This window comes from Pseudomonas sp. GW821-FHT02H09, from assembly GCF_059421425.1.
The window spans coordinates 64,310-80,712 of record NZ_JBWKVA010000008.1 but is presented as its reverse complement, the minus strand read 5'-3'; the positions used below and the strand labels follow the sequence as shown (position 1 = coordinate 80,712).

Genomic DNA, 16,403 nt, shown 5'->3' with positions numbered 1-16,403 from the left:
TGTCGTTACGACGTCTCTTGAGTGTGTTCTTGCTGAATAGAACCTAGTGCGGGAAGGCCTATCCCACCTGATCCAAATCGAAGTTAATTGTTGGGCTGCCACCGCTTGCGCTCCACCATTTTCCCGCCTGCGCGTTGTAGGCCGCCCGCATTCGCTGAGTGAGTTCCTGCAGGTCCTTGGGCATGGCATCGTCGCTGGAGGGCTTAGGTAATGGCATGCGGACTTTCCAGAGCTGCCCACCGGCCTGGAAGGAGAACATTTGCCCTTTGGGTAAACTGACGATGTGAGCAGGCTCGATCAACGGCACGCTGGTGCTACTGACGCGGTCTTGCGAGGAGGAAGTGAAGTCTGTACTGGCCTCCGGATCGGAGGTGTCGGTGGCACCCGACACCAGGGTCTTGGTCAGAACGTTAACCTTGGGCAACTGTTGGGTGAGTAGTTCAGCGGTGGCGGTTTCGCGCACGCGGAGCATCTGCAGGGTGTTGAAGTTGCCAATCACCTGGCCGGCCTTGGCGCGGTTACCAATTCGCGCTTCGATATCGCTGAGGGTCTGGGTGTAGGCGGTTACCTGGATGCCAGCGCCGCCGCCCTTATTGATCAGTGGGATGAATTCATCACCCATCAACTCGTTGAACTCATCGGCGTGGAGGTTGATCGGCAGCTTGTCACTGCTGTTACCCGATTGGGGCAGGCCGTGGTCGATGCCGTGTTTGTAGATGTGTCCCGCGACCGAGACTAAGTCGGCGAACATGGAATTGCCCACAGCGGCGGCCACCTCGGCGTCGGTCAGCGCATCCAGGCCGACATAGACGATGCCGCGTTTCCGGATGATCTGCATCCAGTCAAAGATTGGCCGCGGGTCATCTAGGTCGGTGTAGTTGGGAGCCAGCAGTTGGGCGGTCTTACCGGTGGTGAGTTTCTCCAGCAGTGGCAGCAGCGAGGCGACAATCTTGTCGAAATAGGTGCGGTCATACCGCACCGCAGAGCGCAGTCCGTCCAGTACCGGATCAAATATCCGTTTCACCGCCAGGTATTGCTCGATGGCCACCACGCGCTTTTCGCGCCCGATCATATGCCGGGGAGTGTTCTTCTCGGTGAGCTTGCCTTCAAGCTGGACGATCACTTCCCATGCTTTCGGATCGGTCTTGGCGAAAAACTGCTGGGCGTATTCGATGAACAGTGCATCGATGTTGACCACATGTCGCTGGATCTGCAGGTAGTCCGGACGTCGGCCCAGCTCGATCAGGGCGCGGGCGATGATGTTGACGAAACGCCAGGCGAACTCGCGAAAGGCGGCAGAGTTACCTTCGCCACTGAGCTGCCCGGCGATACGTGACGCCACTTCCGAGATACGTCCGAAACGTCCCACGGCGTTGTAGCGGGCCGAGATTTCTGGCCAGCCCAGATGGAAGACATAAAACTCCTTCTCCCGACCGGCGCGCTTGGCTTCGACGTACATGCGCTTGAGCAGGTCGGCATCGCCCTTCGGATCGAAAACGATGACCACCTCATGTTCGACGCGGTGAATGTCCTGGGTGATGTACACCTCGGCGAGTCGTGTCTTGCCGACACGAGTAGTGCCGAGCACCAAGGTGTGTCCGACCCGTTCGCCCAGCGGCAGACTAACTTCCGTTTCATTGGGCTCGACCCCATGCAACAGCGGCGAGCCACCGACCGGGGGCAAAGGGCGCAACGGATTGAAGGCACTGTCCCAGGCGGTGACACGGGCCAATGTCGAGAGCGGAAACGGTGCATGCTCCAGGCGCCGTTCGAGTTCACGGGCCAGGCGATAGTGGGTCGGTTGGTCGACGTAGTGGGCGACCGCGGGGTCCTGAGCCTCGACCAAGCGCTGGGTGTGCAGGCGGGTCCAGCGAAAGCCGCGCCCCATAAACAAGCGCTTACGGCTGACCGGAATCTGTCGGCTGGTCAGTTCGTAGCGGGGCAGCCGTCGGATATTGCGCCGATAGCGCAGCACCTCCCAGGCTTGTCGCAGCCGGATCAGGCCGAACAGGGCATAGGCCAGCGCCGCGCCCAGACCGATCTCGGGTGACAAGGCCACGGCCCAGGGCGAGTACACGCACAGCACCGCGGCGGCGATGCAGATCGCTACGGTGTACAGCTCCACCGCTGGCCGGAGCTTGGACTCCATCGCATGCTCGGCCATGACCTGGACTCACTGTTCCAGTGAGGTGGCAGTGATCAAAACGGGGTAGTGCTCAATCTGCAGGCGGGTGGCAATGTCGTTGCCGTTGACCGGCAGGATGGTGATGCCCGGAGCGGCTGCTCGAATCCGGGCTAGGGCTTCAGTATCGGCCACTTCGACGGCGAGGCCAGCCGCGCCCATTTCCTGCAGTTTAGCCGCATGTTGACGCAACCAAGCCAGTGACTGGGGATCCCCACCGACCAAGAAAAATGGCCGCAAACCCGGCATGTTCAGGGCTCGGGAGGTGATCTGGCCTGGGCTCAAGTGAGAGCTACGGACGGGCAGTATCCAGGCTTCATCGGCAAAGGTGGACAGGTCCGCATGCATGGCCCGATCAGGCTGGATCTTGTTGTTTATTGGCGGCCTGGAAACTTGAAAATGGGGGCGGGTGAAGTCGCTAGGCTGATCCCCTGCTATGGTCAGTTCCGGCTGGGCGAAAGGTGCCAAGAGCAGGATGAAATAGCAGGTAAGGGATATTCGCTTCATGGTGGTGTGCCCTGTTTGAAGGAAACCATCAGTCGTTCTAGTTGCCGGGAAAAGCCGGCGCGGTAACGCGCGGCCGGCGTTCCTCCTGCCGGGCGGTGATAGCGTCCGGCAGCTGACACCCAATCACCGCTGGCGGCGTGATGCTCCTGCAACAGCGCGGCGGTGAGGGCGAGATTTCGGTAGGGGTCGAGGGCTTCGCAGGGACTGGAAAAACGTTGTCCGTGGTAACCCAGGTTGGTTTGCCCGAGACCGACATCGACCTGCTTGGCGTCATGTTGAGCGATCGCCTGAAGTAAGGCGTGACAGGCGGCCTGGTGAGTGGCGAAGCGGTAGGGGGTTCCGGCGATGTTCAGGGTCCACGGCCAGGGCAGCAGTCGACCACGGACGCGGGTACCGCTCTCCTGCAGGGCAATCGCGAACAGCACCGTAGAAGGAATGTCGGCGTCATGCGCCGCCAGTTGGTAGGCCGGAGGCGGAAGTTCGTCAGCCTGGACGGCGAGCACCGCCAGCAGGAGCGCAATACCACTCAGTCGAGGCGTTGCCATTGTCCATTCACCTGTTGAAATGTGGCAGGCAATGATCCCGGGGCACCCAGGCCGAACCAGCGTCCACGGTCATGGTTCAGGGTGATCTGTCGGTGTTGAACCTTGGCCGGATCGATGTCTGCTTGCCGGGCCCAGCTACGGACGCGTTCATCCTCGCCTTGGCTGCCCACCAGGTAGATATCGAACGCTGTATCACTGCTTTGCAGACGCTGCGCTTCGGCGGTGCACGCTGGGCAGTGGTCCTCCACAAATAGGGCCTGGCGCGGCATGACCGATGAGGTGGCAGTGGATGCCATGCCCTGAATCGGCAGCAGCCGGGGAAACAGCTTGGCCCAGGCCGCGGTGTAAGCGTTTTGGTAGGCCAACTCGCGCTCGGCGCGTTTGGCTTCAAGTGCTACCTGTAATTCGGCATAGCGCTGGCGCTCTTGGTCGGTCTGGGCCTCAACCCCGAGTGCGGTCAGCGGGTCGAGGTTCGGGCTCCAGAAACCGCGAGGGCCGGCTTGGATCTGTTCGAAGCGCGTCCACTCCTGCTCCGTCAGACCCCAGCTCGCAGCCTGTTCAGAGTCAGAGCGCTTCAGGGGAGCAGACTGCGTGTCCTGACGCCGTGACGGTGTCGTGACAGGATTGCCCATCGTAGCGCCCGTGGTCAGTAGCGAAACGAGACAGACAACGGAGGGCAGTAGCGCTCTGTTCATGATCGCTTCTCAAGGGAGTTGCACGGTCTGGTCTGGCTGAGCGGCCACCGCGAAGATGGCTGAGTTCGGTTCCAGCACTTTCAGCTGCCAGGTTCCCAATTGCTCGCCGCTATGCAACAGCCGAACATCCATGAGAGAGCGACTGTCATGAGGAGCGACCGCCAGAAAGCGCTCACCACCGCGGAACTCGACACTCAACACTGAAAACGGCGGCGAGAGTGGGGCAGGTGTAGGGCGAGTCTTTTTTTTCGGCTTGGCTGCGGAAGATGTCGGTGGTGGGGGTGATGGCTGGGTCTTGAGGTCCAGGAGCTGCTGCTCGACGTGCTCAAGGCGTGCGCGTAACACTGTCATGTCCGCCGCGGTGGCGCGGGCTGCCAGACCGTCGCGCAGTTCCTGTATTTCTTGTGCCCACTGATCCAGCATCGGATCGAGGGTATTGGCCTGTTGCTCACCGGTATCGACCATCTGCTTCAGGTCTTTCAGCGCGTACTGCAGCTTCTCCTGTGAGTCCTTGAGGGCGTTTGAATCACGTTGCAGGGTGTCCAAAGTGTGTAGGTACTGAAGATTCGTGTTCTGCAGTTCGGCCACGCGCTGATACTGGTTATACAAACCGCCGCTCAAACCGGCGACCACCAGGCAAAGCAGTCCAATGATGAGGGTTTGAAACGTCGAAGTTTTCATGGACGCGCCTCCGATTGATGGGGCGAGACGGGTGTGATCAGCGCGACGCCGGCCTCCGTTCTCTGCTGTGCGAAGCAGACCGAACGGCTGACTTCATCGATCGTGAGTTGCCAAGCGGGGCCAGCCAGCACTTGTAGCGCGCTGCGCAAAGGGATTGGACCAAGCCGGTAATGGGCCGCCGGCAGGGGCCGAGTAAAAAGCACCTTCACCGCCGCGGTATCGGGACAGAGCGAATAGCCCGAGCGCTGCAATACGTACTGCAACGCATCCTGCACCGAAGGGCTCAGGCTGGACGGGATGCTCACATCGACGATCTGGGTGAGAAGGTCGCGTTGTTCCGTGGTGGGCTCGGTGCTGACCAGCGTATAGCGGCCATAACGGAGTTCTGCCGGAGGATGTTCTTCGGCTGTGCCCCTCGAGAGCTTGGCCCGAGAGCCACTGTCGATCTCTGGATGGGTCGGCAATGGGTTGGGGATTTGCGCGGTGCAGGCGCTCAACAAACCCAGCAGGCAGACAGGCGTGAGAAAACGCTCCATGAAAAAAACCTCATGTCAGATTCAGTGCAGAACCTGACATGAGGTGAAGGAGCGATTCAGTGAGAAAGTTGATTCAAAGCGGGTCGTATTAAAGCAGAACGCGTTGTTACTCATCAAAAATGGCGAGTCCCTCCAAGACGGTGGCGTCGGGGTCAAAGATCAACAATCGCACATGCGCCAACGCCGCCAGGTATAACACCGTGACCAGGGCTTCCGGTGTGCCGGCGTCGAGTTGCTCTTGTCTCAAGCTTGAATAACGTTTGCCCTCAATGTTCAGCAAGTTCTCGTCCGTCCATGGTGTGCCGATCAGTTTGCAACCGATACCGTTGCAATCCGGCAGCGTAAAAAGCTCGAACAAGAGGCCAGTTTGCCTCGGAACGGAGTGACTGACCCACTCCTCCAGATAAAGCATCGCTTCTTCGGGAAGGTGTGCGGTACTGATCTCCCAGGCTCGACTGTAGTGTCCCGTCTCGAAGCTCAAGTGATGGAACACGGCTTGGGCTTCTTCCAGGGAGTACAGGTCGCCAACGTGATGCTGCTCGTTGAGCGTTTGGCCAATCACGGCGTAGATCACTTGGCGCACCAGCCCAGTGGACTGGCAGCATTCATCCAACTCATTCGGAATGGATTGGCCTTCGCTGATCAAGGCGAAATCGTCATTGAACAGGCACGGGAACAGCTGCAACTCATCGTCGGACAGATGGGCCTGTGAGTCGTGAACAGGTCGAAAGCAGGGCGGGCAGTCGTTTTCGTAGGTGATCAGTAGCAGCCGTTCAATATGCAGGTTGTCGTAGCCGCGAGCAAATGGATTTGAGGCCGGCAGCAGAGCTGCGGCTTGGGGTATGGGGTTCATGAGAGGTGCTCCAGGATGAAAATGAATAAGGCGCCCGAAGGCGCCTGTGAGGGTTAAAGCCAGCCATATTCGGCAAGGGAAAGCGGGCGGCCTTCGCCCACGATGAAGTGATCCAGCACACGCACTTCGACCAAGGCCAGGGTTTCCTTCAGGCGTGTGGTTAGGAGGCGATCTGCCTGGCTGGGTTCCGTACAACCTGAGGGGTGGGTATGAACCAAAACGACAGCTCCCGCGTTATGAGCCATGGACCGCTTAATGACCTGTCGCGGGTAAACGCTGGCGCTGTCAATGCTGCCGTAAAAGAGGATTTCGAACGCCAGCACCCGGTGCTGGGCATCGAGAAAGATCACACCGAAGACTTCATGTTCTTGTGGCGCAAGGTGCAGTTTTAGGTATGAGGCCACAGTGTCAGGCGACGTCAGGATAGGGCCGCGGGCGAACAGCCGACGATCCAGAATATGCAGCGCTTCGTCGATCAGCTGGTTTTCTTGGACAATGCGATCAGCCTCGAGATCCGAAGTCTCGATCAGTGTGAGTTGGGTGCTCATGGTGGTACCTCCGAAGGGAACAATCAGGGGTACACGCCCAAGGGGAGTGGTATCCCCAAGGTGGGTGTGGAGTCGCGGGCGTTAGCCGTTGGTGCGTCGTTTACAGCCGAGTGAATCGGTGGCGTTGACCGTGCAGGGGTGAACCACAGCCGTCGCAGGGCAATGGGGAAAAGGCTTTTATCCCCCAGCCAGCCTCGGGATCGAAATCGGCGCTGATGGGCATTAACCGAACCAGTCCACGATGAATACCGGCGATGCGTTTCTCGACCTCATCCGCCGTGTAGTAGAGCGATAACGTGCTGTAGTCCTCGTAAGCAGCAGCGAACAGGCAGTCGTCGCAAAGCCAGAAGGATTCCATGATGGTTCTCCTGTGCGGATTAAAGAAAAGGCGCTCGAACGAGCGCCTTGATGAGGAACATCGTGGACTGTTCAGGTGGACTGAACGGTAGGGGTGGCATCACGGCGGGCCGTGCGGGGAGTGGTTGGAGATTCAGGTTCGACCCGAGCCTCTGTTGGGTTTTCGGTCTCCTCAGCTTCGGCATCAGCCGATGGTGGGGATGGCTCACTGTTTGGCGCTTGCTCAGCAGGTGCTGTTGCTTCCTGCCTGGCGGGCGCTTTGTACTCGAACGTGCCGTTGATCTTGATCCAGTCGATGAACAGCAAACGACCTTTCAGGCTGGCGCCCGGTTGACCTTGTTTATCGCCTTTCTCGTAGAGAAACGGATCGATCCACAGGTCGCCGATACGGAACGACAGCAAGACCTTTTTCTCGGCGTTGACGGCGTCCATATAGAGGCGAATCAAGCGTTCAGCTTCACCCCCAGCAACTTTGCAGTCGAAGCGGGTGTACTCCACCGCATCGCTGGCACCGTGCAGGGCGGCGATATCGCAGGCCATGAATGGCTGGCCGCGGCGGACTTGCACTTCACGAACACGGTTGAGATAACCGATACCGACGGTGTGCAGGTTGAAGTAGGTGGTCGCTTCTTGGGATTGGTTGGCGTGGGCCATGGTGGTTCTCCTGTTTCAAGGGAAAACGGCGACGCACAGTCCCTGACGGGGAAGTGAGCCCCCGTCAGGGTGGGTGAGGTGAAGTCGAGCGATGAACTACTCGCCACCGGCAAGCCGATGACGATCAGAACGATGCGTCTGGGGGAATAGCGGTGCAGCAGAAAAACGTCTGCAGTGGTGATCCGCAGGCTGGGGTAGTGGGCATTCATCACCGCTGAAGCGGTAACCGTGCGAGCTTCCGAACGCTGATCGCACTTGGGTAAACCACCACGAATGTGGCGTAGCCTTGAAGGTTCAAGCTACCTGGGCTGGGCTGTCAACGACAGCGAACCACGCCCTTTGTATAAGCCTGTCACAGGGGAGCGTCAAGGCGCTGCAACCCGATTTTTTACGCCTGGAATACAGTGGCAATCACTGGAATGAAGAAAATGAAGAGTGGCCTGGCGGGGCGCCAGGCGAGGAACAGAAAAGCCACCTTTGACGGTCTTACGCAGTCGACATGCTCCTCGCAAAGCCTGGTTTAACTGCGCCTTGATTCGCCAACCAACCCTTGTCGTGGCCTGGGTCGGAACATGCTGGCACGCATCCGCGCACAAAGGGTGCCCAGTGTTTCTCCGGCGGGCTCCGGGACTGAATACGATCACCGAAGCGGATGACCGCTACTGCCTGGCAGAGGCAACAGTGGTCATCCGCCACCACGATCAGGTCGAGCACAAAACGGGAGCGGAATCCCGCAGAAGAGAAGGCTCCGAACTCAAGGAGTTCGACCGAGCTGCCCGGAGCGAATCGGTCTTGGGTCGCCGTGGGCGATGATCCTGAGGCACTACAGCAGAGACAGTGGGACCACGTCAAGCCAGTGGGCGATCCTCATAAGGCAACTGCATTGAGCGAGATGAAAGAGGTTACTTGCTGCCGAGATGAGCAGCCTATTGTTCGACGGTTGCCAGGATAAAGGTGCAGTCACTTTCTTTGTCTTGGCCTGTGAAATCGGACAACACTTAATCGACTTAGAGAGGGATCAGCCGTCGTTGATGATGCACTCATCAGTACATCCCTCCAATACTCATGTCGATCTCCAGTGGCGCGTCATGAGCGACGCGTATCTTTTCTGATCGGCACCGTGCCCTTACAGTCGGGGTAGTGGGAGCATGACCAGAACGGCCCTGATTTCCCCTTTCGCTTGAGCATCGAGGCGTTGCAAATGGGGCAGGTCGGGCCGGCTTCGACCGGTACCGCCAAGGTGAGCGTTCCGCAGTGTGCGACCAATTGCGCAATCCAATTCGCCTGCTTGGCGACGAACGCATCCAGGGACAGGCGTCCTGCTTCGATTTCGTCCAGGGCCTGTTCCCAGATCGCGGTCATACCTGGATCTGCGATTGCAGTGGGTACCGCCTCAATCAGGGTATGGGCCGCGGCGGAGGCCATCAAGGCGCGTTTTTTCTTCAGCAAATAACCGCGATCAATCAACCCTTTGATGATGCCGGCTCGCGTGGCTTCGGTACCGATACCGGTGGTGTCCCGAAGTTTCTGTTTCAGGCGTGGGTCGTTGACCAGTTTGGCCACGTTTTTCATCGCCTTGATCAGATCGCCTTCGGTGAGAGGTTTGGGCGCGGCAGTGCGCATGGACTTGAGTTCGACGTCGTTCACTGCGCACTGAGTACCCTGTTGCAAGACGGGCAAAACTTGATGCTTTTGACTGGGCTCATCCTCCTCGGTGTTTTCGTAGAACAAGCCTTTCCAGCCCTGAACCAGAATCTGTTTGCCAACAGCGGTCAATCGTTCTTCGCCACACTCCAGTTCGACCTGGGTTCGATCAAACTCATGATGCGGAAGAAATTGCGCGAGGTAGTGGCAACGAATCAGCTCGTAGACATTGAGCTCCTGTTCAGACATCCGCGCAAGGTTCGCGGGTTCGGTGGTGGGGATGATGCCGTGATGCGCTGTGACCTTGGCATCGTTCCATGCCCGTGAGCGCAATGATCGATCGAGGCTTCCGAGTGCGGGCCGTAGTGCGGGATCCGTTTTGAGCAGGGCATCGAATACCGCGGGAACCTCGTTGAACATACTATCCGGCAAATAGCGGCAATCGCTGCGCGGATAGGTGGTGGCTTTGTAGGTTTCATACAGGGATTGGGCAGTGTTTAGGGTTTCCTGAGCGCCGAGTCCCAGCTTGCGCGAGCAGACTTCTTGCAGTGTGCTCAGGTCGAAGGGCAGGGGCGGAGGTTCTCGGAAATGCTCAGTCTGCAGCGAGAGTACTGTGGCAGTCTTACCACTAGAAGTCTCTTGGGCCGCCTGAATGGCCAGCGCTTGTTGCAGGCAACGACCTGCCTCGTCCTGCCCTGAGCTGGGTGGTAACCACGACGCTATGAATGGTTGCCCCATTGAGGACAGGTGCACCTCCACTTCCCAGTAGGGCACCGAGACGAAGCTGGCAATCGCACGATCCCGATCGACTACCAGACGTAAAGTGGGTGTCTGGACGCGTCCAACCGACAATACACCGTCGTAGCCCGCCCGCCGACCAAGAAGGGTAAACAAACGACTCAGGTTCATGCCGATCAGCCAGTCGGCGCGGCTGCGGGCGAGGGCTGAGTGGTAGAGCGGGAAGGTCTCCTGACCAGACTTCAGCGAGGACAGTGCTTTGCGAATCGACGCGTCGTTGAGTGCGGACAGCCAGAGGCGCTGAACAGGGCCTCGATACTTGCAGAGCTCCAGTAACTCGCGGGCAATCATTTCACCTTCGCGGTCGGCGTCGGTTGCGATGACGACGGTGGTGGCTTCACTGAGCAGGCGCTTGATGACTTTGAATTGTGCCGCGGTCTTGGGTTTGACCTCGATCTGCCACTGCACGGGAATGATCGGTAGATGATCCAACGACCAACTCTTGAATTGCTCGCCATAGGCTTCAGGCGATGCTGTCTCCAGCAGGTGGCCGATACACCAGGTGACGGTTGTCTCTGTGCCGATCAGGCAACTATCACCACGCCGAGTGGCCCCGAGTACCTTGGCGATGTCCCGACCCTGGGAAGGTTTTTCGCAGAGGAAGAGGCGCATAGAACTGCTCCGGATTGAGTTCGGAGCAGCGTTGTTGGAAACAGCAGTTGCGAGATATGAGAAACCTGAATGGCAGGTTCCTCATATTAGTCGGTGAGGGCAGGCTTAAATGGTCCGTAGCCGCTAGACGGTTGTAGCGTTGGCAACAGGGTGGGTCGTCACGAGCAGCGAGTAATAACAGCCCAGCAACTTCACGCAAAGGCGCAATTTTTATGCCTGAAGTCTGTCAGTCCGTAGGTGGCTGCCCTCTGCGCTTTTTGGGTTTCGACGCAGGTGAACTGGCCTGCTCTGTATTTTGTCCAACGTGTGTCGCAGATGCCGCTGCTTCACTGGATCGTTCCCGCATGACCACGCTGTGCACCCGGTGAGGCAAGATGCCGACTCGACGCGCCTCGATCTTGAAGGTCACCCGCGCATTGTCTTCGCTGTCCTCCCACTCATCGCGTACGGTGCGGCCTTCGACCAGCACGCGCATGCCTTTCTGGTACAGCGTGCTCCAGTGTTCAGCCTCGCGGTGCCAGAGCTCAACCGGCGCCCAATAGCCGCCTCGATCTTCATAGCTGCCATCGCGTGGCACAGGGTTGTCGAAGTACACATTCAGCCGTAGCAAACGCCGTGGCTCGTCATTGCCTGATGGGAATTCCTGGAACTCTGGCGCACTGCCGATGTTGCCTTCGCCGACGAAAAAAGTACTCATCGTGATATCTCCACTGCGGGTGTGAACTGGCGCAACAGCCGTTCGGCGCTGTCCATTTTGATCGCGCAGGTCGTGGCCTGGCGGTAGAGCGAATGCACCACGCTCATCTGTAGGTTCAGTGCAATGCGCTCGCATTCGAAACGGTGCAACCCCTCGCGTACGACCTGCGGTTGGGTCTTGTTGCGGACCTGGCGTTCCCAGACCGCAACCCCCATACGGGCGAAGTCACGGGTGCGCCAACGCAAAAAGGTGCTGCCAGCGCTGGTGTTTTGCAGCACCAATCGAATATCCAGCAGTGAGTAAGGGGGCTGTCCGGCTTGCTGCACAACAGCCTCCATCAGGTGACATAACTGCGCCTCGATTTCCCTCGCCATCTGCGCCAGGAGCTCCAACTCCCCCTTACCCTTAAAAGGTTTTAAAAGGCCTTTTAGGGAGGCTGCGTGTTCGAGCTGACGATAGGCATCCGGTGTCAACGCTTCGAAGGGCATTGGTTGAGCCGAGGTCAGGGGATTCATGCTTCGTCCTCCGTCGCAGATAGCTCTCCCGCTTCCTCTGCCAACGCGTCAGCGTCATCCACTGGCACAGCACCACGACGAATGATCGGCGGCGCGAACTGGGAGCGGCGAATACCTTCAAGGATATCCAGCGGGGGCAAACCAAGTTTCTCTATGGCTGCCAAGGCCCGAGCGTTGTTCGCCGCCATGTCATCACGCGTGACGCCAGCATGCCGATAGCGCTGTGCCTGACCGAACAGGCTGCGCAGCAGATGGGCGCCGTCGTCGATCCAGGCTTCCATGTCGATACGGCCGATCAGGGCGGTGTGATGGGCCAATAGGGTCCGGCGCACCAGGGTGTCATAGTCGGTCAGCAGGTAGACCGCCAGAAAACCCAGCTGGCTGCCGATATACAACGGCAAGGTGACGGGGTGGATGTTGAGGTTGTCGCTCATGTCGATCTGTGTCGGCAGGTCCTGCCTGATTCGATCCAGCTGTTGGGTCAGTTCCAGCATCCCAGCCTTGGCCTGCATCAGTTTTTCTTCGAGTTGCACGATGGCCCAGTCGGCATAGGGATCGTCCTGGGCCGCGGTTTGTTTGATCAGGTTGGTGACACTGATGTAGCCGGCCATGCCCATGATCGAGTGGACGCCTTCGCGTGCGGTTCGACCTTGCCAGATACGGGCGGCGTGGTGAGTGTGCAGGGTCAGGGTGATGCTGCTACGCAATGAACCCAGGTTGAGTTGATAGTGATCGGCCACGGTGTTGTCCTCGCATAGGCTTGGACGGAAACGTTGCGACAGATGATGGTCAAGGGCAGCCAAAAAGTTGAATGCGGTCTGTTCGGTTTGGTTTGAGGGGGTTAATTTCGGAGACGTTCACGAGTGACGCCGGTGGAATCATTTCCATGGATGGCGATGGTCTTACCGGTTGGATTGCGCAGGTTCGGCCCTTTGCGATCTCACAGTAGAGCTCAGTAGATTTGATGCCACTGGCATCAAATCTACTGATGTCCAGGGCGTCTGCCGCGCAGTTGGCGTAGCTCATTCAGGCACGCTTGGGCGAGGGCGGATGCGGACTCGCCCTGTTTTCGGGACGGGCGTGACGGTGCTGTTGGGGGCGGTTCTGCAACGGGTGAGGGCTCTGTCTGACCTGCCCAAGGACGAAAGTCGCCTTTCAGTGCGCGCTGGATTAGGCCCATCAGATACGCCGCTGGCTTGCGGATACCTCCTGCCGTACAGCGTGCACCCGCTTCGTTGAGCACCGCCTGACGATCCGCTGGTTTGAGCTTGTTCAGCGCCACGGCGACGGCCTGACGCTCGCTTGGACTCAGGTGCAGCGGATCGGGCCAGTGCAGGTTATCCACCGCTGGGGTCGCGTGCGGTACAGTACAAGTACTTTCTTTTAATACAGTACAGGCGGCGTTCGGATTCCGAACTGCGCCGGAAACATTGGCGTTCAGGCCCGGTTCGGAATCCGAACGAGGGCCTGCACGATTCCGAACGAGGTGATCTTCCCCCAGTTCGGAATCGTGCATGGTGGCTTCGATTACCTGATCCAATCCTTGCTGCATCCAGTGTTCGCCCCAACTATCGAGCCGTGTGGGTAGCTGACCCAGATCGATACGAGTGTCCTGGCGAATTTCTTCCAGAACATGCTGAGCGACAATGCGTACAGCCTTGGTCGCATGACCGAGGGCATGTCCGACCAGCTCGAGGTAATCCTGATCCAGTTCCATGGCTTCGGCGGGGGTTAACGGCTCATCGTGCAGGACGTACAGAGAACCTTGCAGGCGTCCGCTGAGCTGATCGCGCCCGCGACTCACCAAGCTAAGCCAGCGCGTCAGCCTGAGCATCGTCAAGACGCGAGCGATGGTTTCACGTGAGGCTGACGCGCCGTAGGGCACGCTCGAGAGGTAAGGCTGCAAATCCTCATAGCGCGGCGTGACCACGCCCTGGCCTTGCAGCATGAGTCGAAACACCTGCCAGGCATTACGCTCCAATGGCGTCAGCCGATGATCCAACAGTAGCCGACGCGGCACGACTTCGTGTGATTGGCCACTGAACAGAAAGCCAGCCTGTAGAGCCTGGTTGGAGGGTTTTTCAGTGGTAGGGCGTGCGGGCCAGCGTTCACTCAGCTGCTGGGTGCATTGCTGCAGGACACGCTGCCAGCGACTGGAGGGGGGAGTGTTCATGTTTCGTTGCTGTAATGGTCGATCTGCTGCCAAACAATGGTCAAGCTGATCTGTTGCTCCTCCGCCAGCATCATCATGGCGTCGAGCTGATCCTCGGTACCGTCTTGAGCGCGTAGCTGGCACCATCGCTGCCAAAGCGCATGTTCCTGCGCTTCGCTCAAATTCTGAGGGCGGCCCTTACGGGTTTCTATCTTGAGTAGCCGTCGGCGCAGGGCGGTTTCCGAATGCGCCAAGCCGAAGCATTGGTACATGATAGTGCTGCTGGCGCCTAGCTTGAGCGCTCGGTTGATCAATCGCTCGTTCTGCTCGTCGTGTTTGGCTTGCTCGATCAACCGATGCAGCACCGGCGAGTCGATCTTGATCTCGACCCAGGGCACGGTGGCATGGGCCAAGCGCGACAGCGTGGTGGGCGGTAAGGATTGCAACAGGTAAATATCGTCCTCGCCCAGTCCGAGGGCTTTGCAGCGCTGCAGGTTACCCAGGCGCAACTCGTGGAGCACCTGGGTCAGCATGGCTTGGTTGAGCACATTGAAGGACAGGTTCATGGCAGCTCCTTCGGTGATTAGTCTTCAGGGGGAAGTGTTAAGTCGATCAGGCGACGGGCTAGGCGGATCAGGCGATACAGTTTGACTAACAGGCTGTCGGGCAGTCGCTCCAGTCCCACATCCACAGCGGGACGATCTGTCAGGGGGAGTTGATAGATGCCCAACAACAGCTGGCCGAACAGGGCTGAGGGCAGTTGTTGGCGATCTTCCCAGTTCACGTCGTCTTGAGCGCGCAGCAGAGCCATGAGCAGTAGGTGAACGCCGGTTGCGCGAGGCGCTGCAAGATCAACTCGCTCGATGTTGAGGGCGAAGCCTAAGCCATGCGTCTGATCGATGATGCTCTCGGGATGTCCGGCATAGGCCGCCATTTCCCGTGCCAGCCCGGCAATGGCCGAACGCAGTTGTTCTGGGGTATCCAGTGCTGGTGCAATGGTCCAGATGTCGTCGATCGCGCAGGACTCGACGGTCGGTGCTAATTCGGTGGAGGTCTCGCGATTGATCTGTTCGCGAATCTGTTGAACGCGTGACGGAGGGCTGACCGCTGATGCAACATTTGTTTCAGGCGGTGTAAGAAGTTCCTCTCGCGTCTGTTCGGTTTGGGCTCCGGGCTCCGTTGATGTGGGATGGGGCTCGGGAGCGATGGGCTGGAGTGTGTGCTCAATGGGCCTGGACTCGGAGGAGGGCGATCCTGCCGCGACTTCACTATCGCTCGGCAGATGGCTGTTCTTTGAGGGTGTGGTGACGACATCGCCAGGCGTTGAGATGACGCGTTGGGTGTCGCTCAGCTCCAAGGCCAGCATGCGGTAGGACTGACCAAGCAGCCGGCTCATGCGCTCGAGCAGTTCATCCTGGATCTGCTCAAGATCGAAGGATTCGGGATCGGCATCGAAGTAGCCCAGGGTATCGAGCCAAAACTCGGCGAACGCAACGGTGGCGGCTGGATAACGGTTCCAGGTTCGTTCTGCCTGGCTACGTAGACCGATCAGCCGTTCGATCTGGGGTTTACCCAATCCGGCATACAGGGTTTGCGGGATGGCGGGCAGTAGGTGTTCAAGGGTGTCCAGCATCCGGCTGATGTGCGACTGCGAAATTGGATAACCCCCAACGGCAAGACGTCGTGCCAGCTCACGTTGCGAGAGCACAGCTCCATCTGGCTCGAGCATGGTTTTGAGTTTGGCCACGGCCAGCGCACGCTCGATGAAGGTGAGCTGGCCATGCAGATCGCTTTCAGCCAGATGGCCGAGCAGGGCAGTGATTTCATTGGTCCAGGGTCGGAACAGGCAATGAATCCGAAAGAAGCGCTCGTCACGGGTTTCCTGCCAGAGTTCGCCGAGAATTGCCAAGCGCGTATTACCGCCGTTGCGGATGATGAAATAGGTTTCTCCCGGGCGGCGGGTAATCGGCGGTGGTTGATCCAGCCCACGTTCTTGGATCGAGGCCTTGATATCGTCATACAGCGGATTACGGATGAAGCGCGGGTTGTGCTCGTAGGGCCGCAACTGCTCCAGAGTGACCAGCATAGGCGTGTCAGTAAGTGGATCGGACAGCCGCTCCAGTTCTGGACCTCGAGGGAAGTGGTCCTGGTGCAGTTTGTCGGTGATCTGCTCCTGACTGAGCTTCTTCATCTGAACCACCTCCGTTAACGCCGGTTGCGCAAATGGTCACCGACCTCGAACTTGACGATCTCGGCAGTACCCGAACCTTCGAAGTGTCGGGAAAGTTCTGCGAGGAACCACCCCATGGCCGAGCGCCCACCCTGCAGGCGAAAGACCACGGTGCAGTACTCATCGCAAGGTGGATGATGTGGTCGAATGGATGGTTGAACGATGATGGGAAGCTGATCCAACATCAAAAGACTCCT

The 16,403-nt window shown here is 58.8% G+C and carries 18 protein-coding genes; all 18 read right to left on the bottom strand.

The annotated features are described in order from the left end of the window. Positions 1-58: 58 nt before the first annotated feature. Positions 59-2,164 (bottom strand): type IV conjugative transfer system coupling protein TraD, encoded by a 2,106-nt coding sequence (traD, locus tag AC07VR_RS12675; protein WP_495011418.1) that lies wholly within the window; start codon positions 2,162-2,164, stop codon positions 59-61. A 9-nt stretch (positions 2,165-2,173) separates the two neighbouring features. Then, entirely contained in the window at positions 2,174-2,689 is a 516-nt protein-coding gene (locus tag AC07VR_RS12670; protein WP_495011417.1) for an integrating conjugative element protein, read from the bottom strand. Continuing rightward, positions 2,686-3,234, bottom strand: coding sequence for a lysozyme family protein (locus AC07VR_RS12665; protein ID WP_495011416.1), 549 nt, complete (start codon positions 3,232-3,234; stop codon positions 2,686-2,688). The genes AC07VR_RS12670 and AC07VR_RS12665 overlap by 4 nt, the downstream gene beginning before the upstream one ends. Then, entirely contained in the window at positions 3,216-3,929 is a 714-nt protein-coding gene (locus AC07VR_RS12660; RefSeq protein ID WP_495011415.1) for a TIGR03759 family integrating conjugative element protein, read from the bottom strand. The genes AC07VR_RS12665 and AC07VR_RS12660 overlap by 19 nt, the downstream gene beginning before the upstream one ends. A 9-nt stretch (positions 3,930-3,938) precedes the next feature. After that, entirely contained in the window at positions 3,939-4,610 is a 672-nt protein-coding gene (locus tag AC07VR_RS12655; protein ID WP_495011414.1) for a chemotaxis protein, read from the bottom strand. After that, positions 4,607-5,146 carry a PFGI-1 class ICE element type IV pilus protein PilL2 gene (pilL2, locus tag AC07VR_RS12650; protein ID WP_495011413.1) on the bottom strand — a complete coding sequence of 180 codons (540 nt, stop codon included), beginning with the start codon at positions 5,144-5,146 and terminating at the stop codon, positions 4,607-4,609. The genes AC07VR_RS12655 and pilL2 overlap by 4 nt, the downstream gene beginning before the upstream one ends. Positions 5,147-5,252: 106 nt before the next feature. Beyond that, positions 5,253-5,999, bottom strand: a complete 747-nt coding sequence (locus AC07VR_RS12645; protein ID WP_495011412.1) for a DUF5983 family protein — start codon at positions 5,997-5,999, stop codon at positions 5,253-5,255. Positions 6,000-6,052: 53 nt separating this feature from the next. Beyond that, positions 6,053-6,547 carry a RadC family protein gene (radC, locus tag AC07VR_RS12640; protein ID WP_495011411.1) on the bottom strand — a complete coding sequence of 165 codons (495 nt, stop codon included), beginning with the start codon at positions 6,545-6,547 and terminating at the stop codon, positions 6,053-6,055. A 100-nt stretch (positions 6,548-6,647) separates the two neighbouring features. After that, a complete protein-coding gene (locus AC07VR_RS12635) occupies positions 6,648-6,905 on the bottom strand; it encodes a hypothetical protein (protein ID WP_495011410.1) in 258 nt (85 codons plus the stop codon). 71 nt (positions 6,906-6,976) lie between these two features. Then, complete coding sequence (locus tag AC07VR_RS12630; RefSeq protein WP_495011409.1) at positions 6,977-7,558, bottom strand: STY4534 family ICE replication protein; 582 nt, start codon at positions 7,556-7,558, stop codon at positions 6,977-6,979. Between the two features lie 1,086 nt (positions 7,559-8,644). Further along, complete coding sequence (locus tag AC07VR_RS12625) at positions 8,645-10,612, bottom strand: DNA topoisomerase III (protein WP_495011408.1); 1,968 nt, start codon at positions 10,610-10,612, stop codon at positions 8,645-8,647. 226 nt (positions 10,613-10,838) lie between these two features. Further along, positions 10,839-11,309 carry a single-stranded DNA-binding protein gene (locus AC07VR_RS12620; protein ID WP_495011407.1) on the bottom strand — a complete coding sequence of 157 codons (471 nt, stop codon included), beginning with the start codon at positions 11,307-11,309 and terminating at the stop codon, positions 10,839-10,841. Further along, positions 11,306-11,824 (bottom strand): DUF3158 family protein, encoded by a 519-nt coding sequence (locus AC07VR_RS12615; protein WP_495011406.1) that lies wholly within the window; start codon positions 11,822-11,824, stop codon positions 11,306-11,308. Before AC07VR_RS12615 ends, AC07VR_RS12620 begins: the two co-directional genes overlap by 4 nt. Next, positions 11,821-12,564: a PFL_4669 family integrating conjugative element protein gene (locus tag AC07VR_RS12610; protein ID WP_495011405.1), complete on the bottom strand. Its 744-nt coding sequence runs from the start codon at positions 12,562-12,564 to the stop codon at positions 11,821-11,823. The genes AC07VR_RS12615 and AC07VR_RS12610 overlap by 4 nt, the downstream gene beginning before the upstream one ends. Before the next feature lie 242 nt (positions 12,565-12,806). Further along, on the bottom strand, positions 12,807-13,997 hold the full coding sequence (locus AC07VR_RS12605; protein ID WP_495011404.1) for an STY4528 family pathogenicity island replication protein: 1,191 nt from the start codon (positions 13,995-13,997) through the stop codon (positions 12,807-12,809). Continuing rightward, the gene (locus AC07VR_RS12600) at positions 13,994-14,542 is read right to left on the bottom strand and encodes a DUF2857 domain-containing protein (protein ID WP_495011403.1); all 549 of its coding nucleotides are present in this window, start codon (positions 14,540-14,542) and stop codon (positions 13,994-13,996) included. Before AC07VR_RS12600 ends, AC07VR_RS12605 begins: the two co-directional genes overlap by 4 nt. 17 nt (positions 14,543-14,559) lie before the next feature. Then, entirely contained in the window at positions 14,560-16,167 is a 1,608-nt protein-coding gene (locus AC07VR_RS12595; protein ID WP_495011402.1) for a ParB family protein, read from the bottom strand. A 14-nt stretch (positions 16,168-16,181) separates the two neighbouring features. Further along, positions 16,182-16,391, bottom strand: a complete 210-nt coding sequence (locus AC07VR_RS12590; protein ID WP_495011401.1) for a hypothetical protein — start codon at positions 16,389-16,391, stop codon at positions 16,182-16,184. Positions 16,392-16,403 lie beyond the last annotated feature (12 nt).